The sequence below is a fragment of the Paractinoplanes durhamensis genome, from assembly GCF_016862175.1.
In the GTDB taxonomy this organism is placed as follows: domain Bacteria; phylum Actinomycetota; class Actinomycetes; order Mycobacteriales; family Micromonosporaceae; genus Actinoplanes; species Actinoplanes durhamensis.
Map to the genome: position 1 here is coordinate 63,607 of NZ_BOML01000025.1, position 16,975 is coordinate 80,581.

Here is a 16,975-nt window from a genome sequence, read left to right on the forward strand (position 1 = left end):
GTGATCCTGACCGCGATCATGCTGTTCCCGATCTACTGGATGATCAACGTGTCCTTCACCAAGGACACCGACATGCGGCACGATCCGCCGCACCTGTTCCCGTTCAACGGCACGCTCGAGGGCTACCGAGCCGTTCTCCACCAGCAAATGCCCTATCTGGGTACGAGTCTGCTGGTCGGTCTCGGCACGGTGATCCTGACCGTCGCCCTCTCCGCGCCGGCCGGCTATTCGCTCGCCAAATTGCGGCCGCGCGGCGGTGGAGCACTGTCCTTCGTGCTCCTGATGGCCCAGATGATCCCCGGAATCATCATGGCGATGGGCTTCTACGCCATCTACCTGAAGCTCGGCGTGCTCAACAGCGCGGCCGGACTCGTGCTGGCCGATTCGACCATCGCCGTACCGTTCGGGGTCCTGATCTTCACGGCGTTCATGTCCGGCATCCCGTCCGAGCTGATCAACGCGGCCGAGATCGACGGTGCCGGAACGTTCCGCACCTTCTGGTCGGTGGTTCTCCCGGTCAGCCGCAATGCGGTGGTGACGGTGTCGCTGTTCGCGTTCCTGTGGGCGTGGTCCGACTTCGTCTTCGCCACCACGCTCGACGGCGGCGGTAACCAGCAGCCGATCACGCTCGGCATCTACCACTACATCGGCAACAACAACCAGCAATGGAACGCGATCATGGCCACCGCCGTCATCGCCTCCATCCCCGCGACGCTGCTGCTCATCCTGGCGCAGCGCTACGTGGCCGCCGGCGTCACCGCCGGCGCCGTGAAAGATTGAGGAACGCCCATGACCGGCCCCGCCGCGCCCACCCCGTCGGCGCTCGCCGCCCTGCACCCGCTCGCCCTGGACGCGGTCCGGCTCGACCCGGACGGTCTGCTCGGCGGCTGGCAGGCCCGCAACGCGGCCGCCACGATTCCGCACTGCATCGAGCAGCTCGCTACCTACGGCAACCTGGACAACCTGCGCCGGGTGATCGGTGACGCGGACGCCGAGTTCAAGGGCATGTGGTTCGCCGACACCGACGTCTACAAGACATTGGAAGCGGTGGCCTGGGAGATCGGCCGGTCCGGCGGCAGCGCGGAATTCCTGACCGACATCGCGGCCCTGCTGGAAAAGGCGCAGGAGCCGGACGGTTACCTGGATTCCTATTACCAGGTCGAGCGGCGCGATCAGCAATGGTCGGATCTGGGCTTCAGCCACGAGATGTACATCGCCGGCCATCTGATTCAGGCGGCCGTCGCCGCGGCGCGGGCCGCCGCGGCTCCCCAATTGCTCACGGTGGCGCGCCGGTTCGCCGATCTGCTGGTACGCCGTTTCGGCGCCGGCGCCGCCGATGTGATCGACGGCCACCCCGAGGTGGAAACGGCGCTCGTCGAGCTCTATCGGGTCACCGACCACCGCCCCTATCTCGACCTGGCGCTGCGCTTCCTCGACCTGCGCGGGCACGGTTCGCTGGGCGACGGCCGGTTCGGGCCACGCTACTGGCAGGACCACGAGCCGCTGCGCACCGCCGACGAGGTGACCGGGCACGCGGTCCGGCAGATGTACCTGCTGGCCGGCGCGGTGGACGTCGCCGTCGAGACCCGCGACGAGAACCTTCTGGCGGCGGCCGAGCGGCTGTGGGACTCGGCCCTGGCGAGCAAGACCTTTCTGACCGGCGGCCAGGGTTCGCGGCACAAGGACGAGGGCTTCGGCGACCCGTACGAGCTGCCGCCGGACCGCGCCTACGCCGAGACGTGCGCGGCGATCGGCAGTTTCCAGCTCGCCTGGCGCCTGCTGCTCGCCACCGGCAAGGCCGGCTACGCCGACGAGATGGAACGGCTGCTCTACAACGGGATCGCGGCCAGCACCGCCCTCGACGGGAAGTCGTTCTACTACTCCAATCCGCTGCAGCTGCGCACCGGCCACGACGGCTCGCACGAGGACACCCCGTCGCAGCGGCTCACCTGGTATTCCTGCGCCTGCTGCCCGCCCAACCTGGCCCGGCTGATGGCCTCGCTGCATGCCTACGCCGCGACGTCGACCGCCGCCGGGTTGCAGCTTCATCTGTACGCGGCGGGCACGGTCACCGCCGCCGGATACGCCCTGGACGTGCAGACGTCGTACCCGTGGGACGAGACGATCCGGATCACCGTGACCGAGGCCGGCGACGGCCCCTGGACCCTCTCGCTGCGCGTGCCGGCCTGGTGCGCGGACGCCCGGCTGACCGTCAACGGGTCGCTGGTCCGGTCGGGGGCGCAGTCCGGCTACCTGCCGATCACCCGCACCTGGAAGGCCGGCGACGTCGTCGAGCTGACCCTGGCCATGCCGCCGCAGCTCGTCGCCGCCCACCCCCGGGTCGACGCGGTGCGCGGCAGCGTCGCCCTCACCCGCGGCCCGGTCGTCTACTGCCTCGAACACGCGGACGTCCCCGCGTCGCTCGGGGTCTTCGAGGACCTGGCCGTAGATGCGGCCGCTCCGATCGGCTTGAGCACCGGCATCGCCCCCGTGACGCTTCTGCCCACGCTTCGTAGCCGTACGCATCAATCGCCGTTGCTTTATCGCCCGCTCTCCCCCAGCGGCGCCGAAGCCGCCGGTGCCACCGTGCCGGCCATCCCCTACTTCCTGTGGGCCAACCGGGAAGCCGGGCCCATGCGGGTCTGGATCCCGCTCGCCGCACGGGAGGAATAACCGACCACCACATCCCCGAGGTGCCAGTGAAGAATCAGCGCCGAACCGTCTCCGCGGCGACCCTGACCGTCCTCACGATCATCACCGCCGGTGCGCTCCCCAGCCCGGCACAGGCGGCAGGCACCACCCTCACCATCAACGCCGGAACGTCCATCCGTCCCGTCACCCACGTCGCAGCCGGCGGGCTCTACGCCCTCGCCGAGGGCAGCAAGCCCGCCGACTCGACGTTGCTCCCCCTCAAGTTGAACACCCTCACCCAGCCGGCGCCCGGCGTCGGGCAGAAGCCGAACGGGCAGCCGCCCGGCGGCGACGCCCTGCTCGTCGCCCCGCAGGCCGACCGGGTCGGGGCGGCCGAGATCATTCGGATGCCGGACATCTACCCCGATTTCCCGTACGGGTGGGTGTCCTGGGACGACTGGCTCGCCAAGGTCGACACCATGGTCCGGGCGCGGCTCGCGGCCACCACCGTCAGCAACGTCCAGGCCTGGGAACTGTGGAACGAACCCGACTGGACCTGGAACACCTCGGCCGCCGGCACCTGGAACGCGGGCTGGGTCCGGACCTTCCAGAAGGTTCGCTCGCTCGACACGGTGACCCCCATCGCCGGGCCGGGCTATTCCGCGTGGAACCAGAGCTGGATGAGCTCGTTCCTGACCTATGCCAAGGCCAACAACGCCGTGCCGGACGTCATGGTCTGGCATGAGCTGAGCGGGCCGTCCGGGATCGCCGCGCACGTGGCCGCCTATCGCGCGCTGGAGACGTCGCTCGGGATCACCGCCCGGCCGATCGTCATCAACGAATACGCGATGACAACCGAGGTGGACGTGCCCGGTTCGGTCACGTCGTACATCGCCAAGCTCGAAAGGGCCGGAGTGCAAACAGCACAACGAGCTTTTTGGTACGAGTACGGCACGGTCAACGGTTTGACCGTCAACAACCAGCCGACCGGTACCTGGTGGCCGTACAAGTGGTACGGCGACATGGCCGGCAACATGGTGCAGACCGTGCCGGCCACCCAGACCGGGCTTGACGGGTTCGCCTCCTACGACGGCACGCGGAAGATCGTCAACGCGGTCGTGGGCAACGAATCCGGCACCAACTCGGTCCGGGTCACCGGCCTGGCCGGGCTCGGCACCCAGGTGTCGGTGACCTTGGAATCCGCGCCCAGCTCGGGGCGGTTCACCGCGGTCGCGGCCCCGACGGCGATCTCCACCGCGACCTACCCGGTCAGCGGCGGGGCGATCACCGTGCCGGTGTCCAACATGGACGCCGGTCGGGCCTACCACCTGGTCGTCCAGCCGACCAGCGGGGTGCCGGCCTACCAGCAGCGGTACGAGGCCGAGAACGCCTCGGTGTTCCGGGCCGGGCGGTTCAGCTCGACCAGCGCGTCCAACGGCGGTTATGTCGGGCAGATCGACAACACCGGGGACTCGCGGAACTCCAGCTACGTCGACTTCGTGGTCAACGTGCCGACCGCCCGGTCGTACACGATGACGATCGGCTACGCCAACGCCACCGGCGCCACGTCCACCCAGGGCCTGGCCTACAACGGCAGCGCCTGGAGCACGATCAGCTACCCGGCGACCGCGGCGTGGGGCACCTTCGGCTCCACGGTCAGCACCACGCTGACCCTGAAGGCCGGCTACAACACGATCCGACTGGCCAAGGGCGCACCGTACTTCGCCGGCGGCACCGGTTACGCCGAGCTGGACTACATCCAGCTGACCTGATGTGACGGGCCGGGACCACATCCACGGTCCCGGCCCGCCCACACGGTAGTTTGCTCGCATGACCCGGCCGCGCACCGCCACCATCCGTGACGTGGCCGCCCTGGCCGGCGTCTCGGTCGGCACCGCGTCGAAGGCCCTGAACGGCCGCGGCTCACTGCGCGCCGACACGGTGGCCCGGGTGAAACAGGCCGCCGAGCAACTGGACTTCCACCCCAACCCGGCCGCCCGCAGCCTGCACGCGGGCCGCACCTTCACGGTCGGCATGATCACCACCGACACGATCGGCCGCTTCTCCATCCCGCTGCTGATCGGCGCCGAGGACACGCTGGGCGCCGGCGAGATGTCGGTGCTGCTGTGCGACGCCCGCGACGACCCGATACGCGAACAGCACCACCTGAAGGTCCTGCTCAGTCGCCGGGTGGACGGCATCATCGTCACCGGCCGCCGAGCGGGAACCCGCACCCCGATCACCGCCGCCCCCGGCGTCCCGGTGGTCTACGCGTTCCTGGCCTCAGCCGCCCCCACCGACTGCTCGGTGGTCCCCGACGAGGAGGGCGGCGCCCGCCTGGCCGTCGACCACCTGCTCACGGTGGGCCGCCGCCGGGTGGCCGTGGTGACCGGCCCCGAACACCACCACTCGGCCCGGGTCCGGGCCCGGGCGGCGGCCGACCGCCTGGCCGGCGCCCTGGCCGCCCCGCCGCTGCACGGCGAGTGGAGCGAGGCGTGGGGCCGCCAGGCAGCCGGCCTGCTGGCGGCTCAGGGCATCGACTTCGACGCGGTGGTCTGCGGAAGCGACCAGATAGCCCGCGGCTTCGCCGACTCCCTGCGCGAGTCCGGCCGCAGCGTCCCCCGAGACGTGGCCCTGGTCGGCTTCGACAACTGGGACGTGATCGCCCTGGCCGCCCGCCCCCCACTGACCAGCATCGACATGGACCTTGAGGGCTTGGGCCGGGCCGCCGCCAACCTCTTGCTGAGAGCGATCAACGGCAACCCGTCACCGGGCATCCACCGCCACTCGGCGAAGCTGGTTATCCGCGACTCGACGGTCCCGGCCTGAGGGGGTTGGCGGCCAGCATCGCGCAGAACAGGGCGCCCTGCTCGATCGCGTCGTCCAGAGCGACGTGGCTGTGCGGCAGCTCCTCGAACCACGCTTTCGGCATGGCGCGCTTCACCGTGGCGCGGAATTCGGTTCCCAGCAGGGCCATCGCGTACGTCTTGATGTCCAGCGCTGAGTGCGAGAACGGACTCGAACCGGTGAAGCGGATCAGGTACCAGTACACGAACATGAAGTCGAACGCGGCGGGATAGCCGACGAAGACCGGCTTGCCGGGCAGCGCCGTGAGCCAGTCGCGATAGCCGGCCATCGCAGCGGCCGGTTCCTGCTGGGCGGCCCGGGCCGCCGCCCACGCCTCCGGCTGCGTCGCCCACCACGCCATGGTTTCCGGGTTTCCCTCCGCGCCCGGCAGCGTCGCGAGGTTGGCGCTGAACGTGCCGATCAGCTCCCGATCAGCCGTGAAGGCCGCCGACGCGACGCTCAGCATCGAGTGCGGCCCGGGAATCGGCCCGTCGGTCTCGACGTCCGTGCTGACATAGATCTCTGGTCGCGCCACGCCCAAACCATAGCTATGGCGCTTGGGCCGGCAGACGCAAGGTGAACGTGGCGCCGGCGCCCGGTGGGCTCTGCACCGTGACCGCGCCGCCGTGGGCCTCGGCCAGTTTTCGGGTGATGGCCAGGCCCAGGCCGCTGCCGCCGGTCTGGCGGTTTCGGGACTTCTCGGCCCGCCAGAAGCGCTCGAACACCAACGGCAGGTCGTCGGGGGCGATGCCGGGGCCCTCGTCGGTGACCGCGATCGTCACCGTGTCGCCGGTCGGCCGCGCCGACAGGGTCACCGTGCCGCCCGGTGGGGAGTGGCGGACGGCGTTGCCGGTCAGGTTGCCGATCGCCTGGCGCAGGCGGATCGGATCGGCGGTCAGCGTCAGGCCGGGCGGGGCGTCGGCGACCATCGCCACCGAGGCCGTGCGGAACGTCGCGGCGATCTGGGACAGCAGCTCGGGCAGGTCGACCTGGGCCGGGTGCAGGCGCAGCTCGCCGGCGTCGGCGGCGGACAGGTCCTGCAGGTCGTCGATCACGTGCTGGAGCAACAGGGCCTCCTCCAGCAGGGAGTTGACCAAGGCATCGTCCATGACCGCCACGCCGTCCTCGGTGGCCTCCAGCCAACCCCGGATGTTGGTCACCGGAGTGCGCATCTCGTGGGCGATGTCGCCGACCATGTCGCGGCGCAGCCGCTCGGCCTCCTGGCGGCGGGCCGCCATGTCGTTGAAGGCCGCGCCCAGCCGGGTCAGCTCGTCGTGGCCGCGCACGTCGACGCGGGCCGAGTCGTCGCCGTCGCGCATTCGGGAAGCCGCTATCGTGAGCGCGCGCAGCGGCCGCACCAGGCGCCGCCCGACCAGGGCGCCGACCAGGACCGTGACCAACAGGACCAGCGCGCTGACACCGACGATCCGCAGGCGGTTGGCCCGCGACAGGTCGAATCCGGCGGCCGGCGAGACGCCCGGCGTCGTGAGGTAGAGCTGGGCGGCGGGGGCGGTCCACGCGACCAGCTGGGTGCGGCGCGAGGCGAGCACGCAGCTGTCCACGGTCTTGTCCTGGCCGAGACCGACCCGGACGTTCCCGGGGTCGTCCCAGCGCCAGCTGAAGTCCGGTGACATCCGCACGGCCGTGGTGTTGTGCGGCTTCAGGCAGTCGTTGACCAGGTCCTCGAGGGCGGCGATGGCCTTGCGCTCGGTCGCGGTCGGGGTGGCGAGGGCGCCGCGCGGGCGCAGGCACGCGGCGTCGCTGTCCAGGTCGGCGCCGGGGGTCTCGACCCGTGGGCGGCCACTGGGGTCGATGACGATCCGGGCGTCGCGGATCACCTGGTTTCCCGGCTCCGACCGGTCACCGGCCGGGGTGGTGCGCAGGCAGTCGAGGACGTCGGTGGCGATCGCCCCGAGCGCGGTCCGTTCGGCGGGGGGCAGCAGGAACGGTCCGACCGCGCGCGCGTCGATCCGCGCCGAGAGGTCGTGCAGCGGGTCCACCGTGGCGGAGGCCCGGGCCGGCAGGGGGCCGCTGCCGGAGTCGGCGATCGGGGTGCCGTCCTGGCTGGTCAGGGCGACCCGGTGGCCGGTCGAGGCGGCCAGCGACGTGACCATCGGGGCCACCGCCGACCAGTTGCGGTGGGTGGCGGCGTAGCCGACGAGCGTGTCGTAGACGCGGGCGTCGTCGGTCAGGGCCTGCGCCTGTTCCTGCTGGATGGCGCGGGTGGTGGTGCGCACGACCAGCCAGGCGGTCGCGGCGACCGAGCAGATCGAAACCACGGCAAGGGCGGCCAGCAGGCGTACGAGCAGGGAGCGCATCAGGCCGCGAGTTTGTAACCGACGCCGTAGACCGTCAGCAGCAGCGCGGGGTTGCGCGGGTCGGTCTCGATCTTCTTGCGGAGATTCATGACGTGGACGTCCACCGTCCGCACCGTCACGAAGCGGTCGAACCCGTGCAACCGGCGGAGCAGCTGGGCGCGGGTGAACACCCGGCCGGGCTCGGCGGCCAGGGCGGAGAGCAGCTCGAACTCGCCGGGCGTGCAGTCGATGTCGCGGTCGTCGAGGCGCACCTCATGGCGTACCGGATCAATGTGCAGCGGACCCGCCCGCAGTGACCGATCCGGCGGTGCGGAGCGCGCGCCGGAGGTGCGCCGCAGCAGCGAGCGCACCCGGGCGACCAGCTCGCGCGGGCTGTACGGCTTGGTCAGGTAGTCGTCGGCGCCCAGGTCGAGCCCGAGGAGCAGGTCGTCCTCGGCGGCCCGGGCGGTGAGCATCAGCACCGGCAGGTCCGACTCCTGGCGCAGCACCCGGCACACGTCGAGGCCGTCCATCCGCGGCATCAGCACGTCGAGAACCAGAAGGTCGGGACCGTTGCGCCGCCATTCGTCGAGCGCGGACCGGCCGTCGCCGACCACCGTCACGGTGTGGCCGTCGTGCTCAAGATAGCGGCGCACCAGCTCGGCCTGCTTCATGTCGTCCTCGGCGACCAGCACGTGTGCGCACATGGCGGCGAGTGTAGGCGTGATCATCGACGGCTCACGGAATCCTGACAGGTTCCATAAAAGTGCCGGGCAGGGTCTCGGCCATGCGAAAACTCGTTCTCGCCGTGGCCTGCGTGGTGGCCCTCGGCGGATGTGCGGCCGAAGCCGAACCGGAGCCGCAGGTCGCGGCCATCCACAGCGCCGCACCGGACAAATCGACCCAGGCAGCGGCCGAGACCCGGCCGCAACTACGGCTCGACACCAGTGATGCGGAGAAGGCCCGGCTGGCCACCGCGTACACCGACTGCCTGGTCGGGCACGGCGTGAAGGTGCTGCTGACCGACGGGAAGGGCGGGCGCCGGATCGACGACAGCGGCGAACCGAAGTCGGCCTATCTGGCCTGCGCGAACAAGCTGCCGCTGCAGCCGAAGGAGCTGGACGAACAGACCAACCCGAAGTTCGCCGAGCAGTGGCAGGACCACGTGCGCTGCCTGCGCAAACACGGCTTCCAGGTGCACGTGACCGAGCCCGGTTCGTGGACCTACGACAGTGACCACCCGGCGCACCCGCCGAACGAGGACCAGATCGAGAAGGACTGCATCCAGGAGGCGTTCGGTGCGGGCAATTAGGGTCGGCCTCGCGGTGCTGCTGGTCACCGCGGGCGGCTTGGCGGCGACGCGGGTGTTCACCGGGCGGGCGCCGGCGACCCCGGCCGAGGCGGCGGCACCGTCGCTGGCGGTCGCGACCGTGACGCGGGCCGATCTGGCGAACAGCCGGATGATGCCGGGCACACTCGGCTACGGCACGGGCGTGACGGTGCGTGGCAGCGGGCCGGGCATCGTCACGCAGCTGCCCACGGTGGGGGCGACGGTGCGTCGCGGGAAGCCGCTGTTCCGGGTGGACGACCAGCCGGTGCTCGTCCTGTTCGGCGACACGCCCCTGTTCCGGGCGCTCGACAAGACCGGCCTGACCGGCCGGGACGTGGCCGAGCTGCGGGAGAATCTCGCGATGCTGGGGTACGCGTCCCATCGCGTACGGGATAACGACGTGCTCGATGCGGGGCTCCTCGACGCCGTACACCAATGGCAGCCGGACGTGCCGATCTCCCCGGCCCGGGCCGTCGTCCTCGACGGGCCCGGGCGGGTTTCCGCCCTCACCGCCCACTCGGGTGACCCGGCCGCCGGCGACCTGTTCACCGTCACCGGCACCGCGAAGGTGGTCACCGTGCCGGTGGAGCCGACCGACACCGTCCGGCCCGGCGCCGCGGTCAGCGTCGAGCTGCCGAACGGCACTACGACGCCGGGCGTGGTGAGCACGATCAGCACGGTCGCCGGCGAGACCCAGCCCGGCGAAACCCCGAAGCTCAGCGTGACGATCAAGCTGGGCAAGCCCGCCGACGTGGCGAAACTCGACGCGGCGGCGGTCCGGGTGCGCTTCGCCGACCAGGTGCGCAAGCAGGTGCTGACCGTCCCGGTGGGGGCGCTGGTCGCGCTGCGCGAGGGTGGGTACGCCGTGCAGAAGCGCGACGGCACCCTCGTCCCGGCCAAGACCGGGATGTTCGCCGACGGCCTGGTCGAGGTCAGCGGCGACGCACTCACCGAGGGCCTGGAAGTGGTGACCACCCCGTGAGCGTCCTGGCCCTGGAGAACGTGACGAAGGCGTACCCGGGTGGAGTCACCGCCCTGGACGACGTGTCCCTGGTGGTGGCCGAGGGTGACCTGCTCGGCATCGTCGGGCGCTCCGGCTCCGGCAAGTCCACCCTGCTCAACATCATGGGCACCCTGGACCGGCCGACCACCGGAACGGTCCGCCTCGACGGCGTCGACGCCGGCACGCTGCGCGACAAACGCCTGGCCACCCTGCGCGGCACCCGGATCGGCTTCGTCTTCCAGCAGTTCCACCTGCTCGACGCCCTGACCGCGGCCGACAACGTGGCCACCGCCCTGCTCTACACCGGCGTCCCGCGCCGGCGCCGGCGCCCGATGGCGGTGGCCGCGCTCGACCGGGTCGGCCTCGGCCACCGCCTCGACCACCGGCCGCAGCAGCTGTCCGGCGGCGAGAAACAGCGGGTCGCGATCGCCCGCGCCCTCGTGCACCGGCCTGCCCTGGTCCTCGCGGACGAACCGACCGGCGCCCTGGACACCGCGAACGGCAGCGCGGTGCTGGACCTCCTGGAGGACCTGAACCGCACCGACGGCACCACCATCGCGGTCATCACCCACGACCGGGACATCGCTGAGCGGCTCCCCCGCCGGATCACCCTGCGCGACGGGCGGATCGTCCCGTGAGCCCCGGCGACGTCCTGCGGCTCGGCCTGCTCGGGGTGCGCGGCCGCCGGGCCCGGGCCGCACTGTCCGCACTCGGCATCGCGATCGGGGTGGCCACCATGGTGGTGGTCACCGGCATCCCGGCGGCCGGCCGGCAGGCCCTGGCCGACCGGCTCGCCGCCCTCGGCACCAACCTGCTGCGCGTGCAACCGGTCAGCGCAGGCGAGCAGCAGACCGTCCTGCCGAGCGAATCGGTGGCGATGGTGGCCCGGATCGGCCCGGTGACCGCGGTCGGCGCGGTCGCGAACACCCACGCGGTGGTGCGCCGCTCCGACCTGATCGACCCGAACGACGGCTCCGGGCTGAGCGTGCTCGCCACCCGGCCCGGCCTCCTCACCGCCGCTGGAGCAACCATGCAGACCGGTTCCTTCCTCACCGCGATCACGTCCCGCTTCCCGGTGGCGATTCTGGGGTACGAGGCGGCCGCGCGCCTCGGCTACGGCAGCCTGCCGCCGCCCGGGTCGGCCCCGGCCCGGGTGTCGATCGACAACCACTGGTTCAGCATCGGCGGGATCATGGCGCCCGCTCCCCTCACCCCCGAGTTGGACCACGCGGTGCTGGTCGGCTGGGAGGCCGCCCAATCCACGCTGGGTTTCAACGGCCACCCCACAGTTCTTTACGTACGCTCCCGCGAGAACGCCATCGACGATGTGCGCGCCGTCCTGCCCGCCACCGTCTACCCGGAACTGCCGGACCTCGTGCAGGTGAGCCGGCCGTCCGACGCGCTCGCCGCCAAGCGGGAGGGCGACCGCACGTTCGGGGCGCTGTTCCTCGGCCTGGCCGCGGTGTCGCTGCTGGTCGGCGCGATCGGGGTGGCCAACACGATGGTCATCTCGGTGCTGGAGCGGCGCCGCGAGATCGGCCTGCGGCGGGCCCTGGGCGCGCACCGCGCCCACATCCGGGCCCAGTTCCTGACCGAGTCGATGCTGCTGTCCGCGCTGGGCGGCGCGGCCGGCGCGACGGCCGGCATCGTGGCCACCGCCGCGTATGTGACCTGGCAGCAGTGGCCGCTGGTGATCCCGGCCGGCACGGTCGCGGCCGGCGTCGCGGGTGCGCTGGGCGCCGGTGTTCTGGCCGGCCTCTACCCGGCGATCCGCGCCGCCCGCCTGACCCCGACCGAAGCCCTGGCCACCACTTAGCCGGTGACCCGGACCAGCTGGATCTCGTAGTCGCGGGTGGGGTCGGCGGGTGTTTCGCGGAGCCGATCGCCTGCGCAGGTGTACCGGTCGTTTGTCGTGCCGGCGACGACCGGCTGATGCGACTGCTCGGTGCCGTCGACGGTCAGCGTGGTGGTCCCGGCCCGCTGTATCTTCGCCCCGGAGTAGGCGATGGTGGTGCCGTTCGCGCGGTACGACGCGGTCATGCTTCCGGTCTGGGTGATGACGTACCGGTGCCCGCCGCCGGCCGCGACCTCGGTGGTGCCACGGCCCTCGTCAAGGACGACCGAGCCGTCCACCCGGAAGGTCTGCAGCTGGCCGCGGCCGGTGAACGCCAGGCGCTTGCCATCGACCGTCCGCGTTGCCCGCAGCAGCTCCACCCGCCACTGTCCGATCAGGCACCGGTCGGCCGAGACCGGGGTCTGAGCCGGGATGAACGGCATCGGCTGGGGTTTCCACGAGCGGATGTCGTAGGGCATGGCGAAGGCGGCGGCGGCCGGGAGCAGCGCGGCGACCAGGCCGAGCCCGATCGCCGCCTCCCACCGTGCCGGCTGCCGGAACAGGCGCCGCGCGAACGCGGGCCTTCCCCGGCGCCTACGCACCAGCGTGCCCGCCCCGGCGCCGGCGAGGGCGGCTGGAATCGCGGCCGCCGCACCCCAAACCAGGATCATGTGGAAGGAGAAGACGGTCAGCGAGTCCGGCCCGGGCACCTCCGGCACGCACGACGGCAGGTAGGTGTCGTCCAGCGCGAGACACCGGGCCATCGTCCTGGTCAGGCTGCAGCCGGCCGCGCCGATGACGCTGGTGACGGTGACCGTGAGCGGCACAAGCACCGGTCGCAGGCGGGCGCTGGTGGCGGCCACGATCCCGGCCGCGGCCGCGGCGAGCAGGGCCACCACGGCGATGTAGGCCAGGCCGTACTCGACGGCGAAGGAGAAGGCGGAACTCCCTTCGACGGTGCGCCGCACGTCGGCCGGCACTACCGCGCGGGCCAGGTAGGGCAGCGCCACCGCCACGACCAGGGCGGCCGCGCCCGCCCCGAGGCCGGCCCGGACCGCCGGGCGCACCGGGATCCGCGGGCCGGACCCGCCGTACCGCCACCGGCTGCAGAGCAGGACCGGCACCGCCCACAGCAGAACGATCGCGACCGCGAGGATAGGGGTGGCGGCGAGCTTCACGCCCGGTAGGTAGAGGGCGAAGGCGTTGAGCCATCGGGCGAGCTCGCGGTACCAGTCGAGGGTGAGGCCGGTGGCCGGCAGGATGGTCAAGTCGAGGCCGGCGAAGTTGCTCTGGCCGTAGGTCTGGGTGAACCAGACCGCGATCAGCGGTCCGCCGGCCAGCACGGCGGCCACGGTCACGATCCGGTGCGGCACCCGCCGCCGCACCGAGCGCAGCCAGGCCGCGATCAGCGCGGTGACGGCGACCAGCACGATCAGGCTCAGTACGACCGGCGCGAGCCCGTCGTCGAACGGGTTCGCCGAGTCGCTGTAGGACACCATCAGGTTCAGCAGGTAACCCGCGGCGAAGCCGCCGGCCAGGCCGGCCGGGAAGGTCAGCAGGGCGGACTGCGTGCCGAGATCGGGCCGGTTCAGTGCGCCGGCCAGCAGGCCGATCACCAGCACCCCGAACGGCATCGCAAAGAACAGCAGGCCGACCGAGACGTAGTTCTCCAGGAGGTTGCCGAGGAGCAGGGTCACGTTGTTGAGCGCCAGGCCGACCATGAAGGCGAGCCCGGCCAACTCCCACCAGGTGCTGCCGGTCGCGCGGTCCGGGGCCGTCACCGCGACGACCCGGTCGGCGGGTGCCGGGTGCGGCCCGAGCCGGGCCAGCCGCTCCGGGATCTGCCACCGCCGGTAGCGAGGCGGCCAAGGCAGCACCGACAGCGCCCGGCTCAGTGCCGGGGCGGCGTCAGGCACCCGGGCGACGGCCGTGTCGGCGCAGGTCTCCCTGGCCCGCAGGATCGAGTTCCGCACGAGGTACCCGGCGGACGCCAGGGTCAGCAGCGCGACCATCCGGTAGGCCAGGGACAACGGCGATCCGGAGAGGACCGATCCCAGTTTCCGCGGATCCACCAGGAGATCCGGGTGCAGGGTGATCGCCACGAACGGCACCAGGGCGACCACCACGAAGGACCACCACAGGGCCATGGTCAGGTAGGTCCGCCCGACGTCCCGGTTGGTCAGGTGCGCGAGCTCGTGCCGGACCACCGACCGGAAGCCGTCGCGGTCGAGGTCGTACCGGACGAGCAGGCCGACGTCGAGGCAGACCCGGTACCGCCAAGGAAGGCCGAAGGCCTGCCCGCCGTGCGCGGCGGCATAGGGCGCGACAAACCACTCGGGAGGCCGGGCGAGCCCGGCCGCCCGGGCGAGCCCGTCGAGCTCGGCCACCACGTCGGCCATGCCCGGGTCGAGCCGCTTCATCCGGCGGCGGCGCACCAGCCACCAGGGATGCAGCAGATAGAGCGCGGTGGCCAGTAGGAACACCGTGAGCAGGCCGGCCGCGACCACCTTCACCTCAGCCCGGATGAACGGCCGCATGCACGAGTTGGCCAGCCAGATCTGGGCGCTGAGCCGGTCGCCGGAGTCCGGGACGGTCGAGGTCCGCTCGTCGAGGGAGTCCATGCACGGCTGCACGGAATCTGCGTTGATCCGCGTGATTGCCGGCGAGGCCACCGCCAGCGCGGTGAACGCGAAGACGCCGGTGGCGAGCACCGCCGCGACGAGGATGATGAACCGGATGTCGGTGTGGGTCCGCAGCCGCCGCGGATCCCCGGCGGCCGCGCTCACGCCGCCCGGTCCGGCCCTGCGATGCCGTCGCCGACCACGGCCGACGCGATCGTCTCGGCGCGTTGCGGCGACATCTTGGTGTGCTGCATCAGCGAGTTCTCCACCACGGTCCGGACGTAGGCCCACTGCTCGACGGTGAGCTGCGGGACCTCGCGCGGCGCCGGCCGCGACAGGATCCGCCGCACGGTCTTGCGGGAGAACCCCTCCACCCGGCCGGACAGGTATTTCACCACCTCGGCACCGGCCGCCAGAAAGACCGGGGTGAGCAATTCCTCGATCCCGGGCAGTCCGAATTTCAGATAGCCACCGCCGTTGCCATTCCCGGCGAGCGCCCGTTTCGGATCGGCGAAGTAAGCCTCGCTCAGCACGTCGAATGCCCGGCGCTCCGCGGTCACCGCCGGTTCGGCGTCGGCGGCCCGCTCCAGCAGCGCTTTGGCCACCTCGGCGACAAGGAGATCATCTTCGGTCACTCGGCCAGAATTCACTCGCCCAAGATAGGGATTCGGACCAGGGGCGGCGTCGTCCGGTAAACATTCGGACTGCGTTGATCCGGGCCACTCATTCGAACGGATGACTCTAATCAAGATCGACGCTACAGAACGCAGCAGATAGCTCGCTATTCGAGGGTGACCGCGTTGGCGAGGCCGGTCGGGGTCACCCGCACCCGCGTGCCGATCGGCTCGGTGGCCGGGTCGGCGAGGTAATCGGCCAGGCCTTTGGCGAGGAAGCGCCGGCCGTCGTCGAGGCGGCCGACCACGATGCCGCGGCGGCGACCTTCGCGGCCGTGCTTCACCGTGTACGTCTCGATCGTCGCCGGACCGTCGGCCTCCTCGGCCTCGGTGACGACCGGGACCGCGTCGAGCGCGGCCTGCAGGCGGGCGCTCTCGTCCGGCACCCACTCCGACGGCGTGGTCCGGTAGACGCCGGCTGAATACTTCGTCATGGAGCCGCCGTTGGCGCCCACGAAGCCGACCCCGCCGCCGGCGCGAAGGCGTTCGACGGTCGCGGCGATGGCGTGCATCGAGTAGTTGTTGCCGGGTCCGCCGAAGAACGGCAGGCCGCCGGTCACGGTCAGCCCGCGCGGGTCGTCGGCGGCCAGGCCGAGGGCGTCGGCCACGGTGAAGACCGCGATCGGGAAGCAGCTGTACAGGTCGATCGTGGTCAGCTCGCCGGCCTCGACGCCGGCCATCGACAGTGCGTGCCGGGCGGCCGCGGCGGCGGCCGGGGACGAGCCGAGGTCGGGTCGCTGCATGAGGTCGCGTTCGCGCAGGTCGGCGTGGCCGGCCAGGAAGATCCACCGGTCGGCCGGGATGCCGAGGCGCTTGGCTTCGGACACCGGCATCAGCAGGACGGCCGCGCCCTGGTTGACCTTGTCCCGGGCGACCAGGAAGCGGGTGTAGGGGTCGGCGATCGGCCGGTTCGCCTCGCTGACCGTGGCCAGCGATGCGGCGTCGCGGGCCACCGGCGCCGCCGCGAACCGATTGCCGACGGCCACCCGGCTGAATGGGGCGAAGAGGGCACCCATCGCCGCCGCGTAGGCCGATCGGGACAGGCCGAGGCGGGCCCGGCGGGCGTTCTCCAGCAGGGCGTACTGGGCCGGCATGTCGGCGAGCCCGTGCGCGAGCAGGGTCATCGACACCATGCCGTCGAGGCCGTAACCGCGGTCGTCCAGGTCACCGTCGGCGTGCTCGGTGAAATCGGGCCGGTCGTCGGCTCCGGCGTACCGCTCAATGGTGGAAATGGCTTCGCCACCCGCAAGGAGTACGACGCCGGCGTCGCCGGCGGCAATCGCCGCCGCGAACTCGTTCACCAGATGCTGGGGTGACTGGCCGCCGGTGACTTCGAGGACCGCACGGCGTGGCTTGGCACCGAGCCGGGCGGCGACCGAGCGGGGAAAATTGTCCGAGCATCCGAGCGGGATGTCGGCGCCGGGCACCGAGATCTCGAACTGCCGCACCCCGGCGACCACGTCGATGGCGGCGGCCACCGCGACCGGATCGGCGCCGGTGTCGGCCAGCGCCGCCTGCGCCGCGGCAGCCGCGAGCTGAACTGCGGAAAGGCGCTGATAACCGGGATCGTCGAGCCGTTCGGCGAATTGGCCGACACCGACCAGGACCGGAGTGCGAGAGTCGATCAACACGGCCCCATCGAGGGAGAAAAAGAGCGGACGACGGGATTCGAACCCGCGACCCTCACCTTGGCAAGGTGATGCGCTACCAGCTGCGCTACGTCCGCGTTGGGAGAACC

General features: G+C 71.6%; 14 protein-coding genes and 1 tRNA gene. 8 read left to right on the forward strand and 7 right to left on the reverse strand.

Translation table 11 applies throughout. The features are described from left to right. Positions 1–18 precede the first annotated feature (18 nt). Genes Adu01nite_RS15155 through Adu01nite_RS15170 form a run of 4 tightly spaced genes read left to right on the forward strand, consistent with a single transcriptional unit; the run spans position 19 to position 5,460 of the window. Positions 19–780 (forward strand): carbohydrate ABC transporter permease, encoded by a 762-nt coding sequence (locus Adu01nite_RS15155; protein WP_203727526.1) that lies wholly within the window; start codon positions 19–21, stop codon positions 778–780. Positions 781–789: 9 nt separating this feature from the next. Beyond that, positions 790–2,673 (forward strand): glycoside hydrolase family 127 protein, encoded by a 1,884-nt coding sequence (locus Adu01nite_RS15160; RefSeq protein WP_203727476.1) that lies wholly within the window; start codon positions 790–792, stop codon positions 2,671–2,673. A 26-nt stretch (positions 2,674–2,699) separates the two neighbouring features. Further along, positions 2,700–4,403, forward strand: coding sequence for a CBM35 domain-containing protein (locus tag Adu01nite_RS15165; protein WP_239132426.1), 1,704 nt, complete (start codon positions 2,700–2,702; stop codon positions 4,401–4,403). Between the two features lie 58 nt (positions 4,404–4,461). Further along, positions 4,462–5,460, forward strand: coding sequence for a LacI family DNA-binding transcriptional regulator (locus tag Adu01nite_RS15170; protein WP_203727477.1), 999 nt, complete (start codon positions 4,462–4,464; stop codon positions 5,458–5,460). Here the strand turns inward: Adu01nite_RS15170 and Adu01nite_RS15175 are convergent. The 3 genes from Adu01nite_RS15175 to Adu01nite_RS15185 are packed head-to-tail and all read right to left on the reverse strand — an operon-like array spanning position 5,432 to position 8,482. After that, positions 5,432–6,013 (reverse strand): 3'-5' exonuclease family protein, encoded by a 582-nt coding sequence (locus Adu01nite_RS15175; protein ID WP_203727478.1) that lies wholly within the window; start codon positions 6,011–6,013, stop codon positions 5,432–5,434. The two genes, Adu01nite_RS15170 and Adu01nite_RS15175, sit on opposite strands and share 29 nt — an antisense overlap. 13 nt (positions 6,014–6,026) lie before the next feature. Beyond that, positions 6,027–7,796 carry a sensor histidine kinase gene (locus Adu01nite_RS15180; protein WP_203727479.1) on the reverse strand — a complete coding sequence of 590 codons (1,770 nt, stop codon included), beginning with the start codon at positions 7,794–7,796 and terminating at the stop codon, positions 6,027–6,029. Beyond that, positions 7,796–8,482, reverse strand: a complete 687-nt coding sequence (locus Adu01nite_RS15185; protein ID WP_203727480.1) for a response regulator transcription factor — start codon at positions 8,480–8,482, stop codon at positions 7,796–7,798. The genes Adu01nite_RS15180 and Adu01nite_RS15185 overlap by 1 nt, the downstream gene beginning before the upstream one ends. 80 nt (positions 8,483–8,562) lie before the next feature. Between Adu01nite_RS15185 and Adu01nite_RS15190 the strand changes: the two genes are divergently transcribed. From Adu01nite_RS15190 to Adu01nite_RS15205, 4 genes are read left to right on the forward strand one after another with little or no spacing between them, the layout of a single operon-like run. After that, the gene (locus Adu01nite_RS15190) at positions 8,563–9,087 is read left to right on the forward strand and encodes a hypothetical protein (RefSeq protein ID WP_203727481.1); all 525 of its coding nucleotides are present in this window, start codon (positions 8,563–8,565) and stop codon (positions 9,085–9,087) included. Further along, positions 9,074–10,087 carry an efflux RND transporter periplasmic adaptor subunit gene (locus Adu01nite_RS15195; protein WP_203727482.1) on the forward strand — a complete coding sequence of 338 codons (1,014 nt, stop codon included), beginning with the start codon at positions 9,074–9,076 and terminating at the stop codon, positions 10,085–10,087. The genes Adu01nite_RS15190 and Adu01nite_RS15195 overlap by 14 nt, the downstream gene beginning before the upstream one ends. Then, complete coding sequence (locus Adu01nite_RS15200; protein ID WP_203727483.1) at positions 10,084–10,746, forward strand: ABC transporter ATP-binding protein; 663 nt, start codon at positions 10,084–10,086, stop codon at positions 10,744–10,746. The genes Adu01nite_RS15195 and Adu01nite_RS15200 overlap by 4 nt, the downstream gene beginning before the upstream one ends. After that, positions 10,743–11,924, forward strand: a complete 1,182-nt coding sequence (locus tag Adu01nite_RS15205) for an ABC transporter permease (protein ID WP_203727484.1) — start codon at positions 10,743–10,745, stop codon at positions 11,922–11,924. The genes Adu01nite_RS15200 and Adu01nite_RS15205 overlap by 4 nt, the downstream gene beginning before the upstream one ends. On the opposite strand, the gene Adu01nite_RS15210 is transcribed toward Adu01nite_RS15205, so the two are convergent. From Adu01nite_RS15210 to Adu01nite_RS15225, 4 genes are all read right to left on the reverse strand, one after another. Beyond that, positions 11,921–14,728 (reverse strand): M48 family metalloprotease, encoded by a 2,808-nt coding sequence (locus Adu01nite_RS15210; RefSeq protein WP_203727485.1) that lies wholly within the window; start codon positions 14,726–14,728, stop codon positions 11,921–11,923. The genes Adu01nite_RS15205 and Adu01nite_RS15210 overlap by 4 nt on opposite strands. Beyond that, entirely contained in the window at positions 14,725–15,198 is a 474-nt protein-coding gene (locus Adu01nite_RS15215; protein ID WP_203727486.1) for a hypothetical protein, read from the reverse strand. Before Adu01nite_RS15215 ends, Adu01nite_RS15210 begins: the two co-directional genes overlap by 4 nt. 146 nt (positions 15,199–15,344) lie before the next feature. Beyond that, complete coding sequence (locus Adu01nite_RS15220) at positions 15,345–16,868, reverse strand: acetyl-CoA acetyltransferase (protein ID WP_203727487.1); 1,524 nt, start codon at positions 16,866–16,868, stop codon at positions 15,345–15,347. A gap of 22 nt (positions 16,869–16,890) precedes the next feature. After that, positions 16,891–16,963 (reverse strand) — tRNA-Gly (locus Adu01nite_RS15225). Between the last annotated feature and the right edge of the window lie 12 nt (positions 16,964–16,975).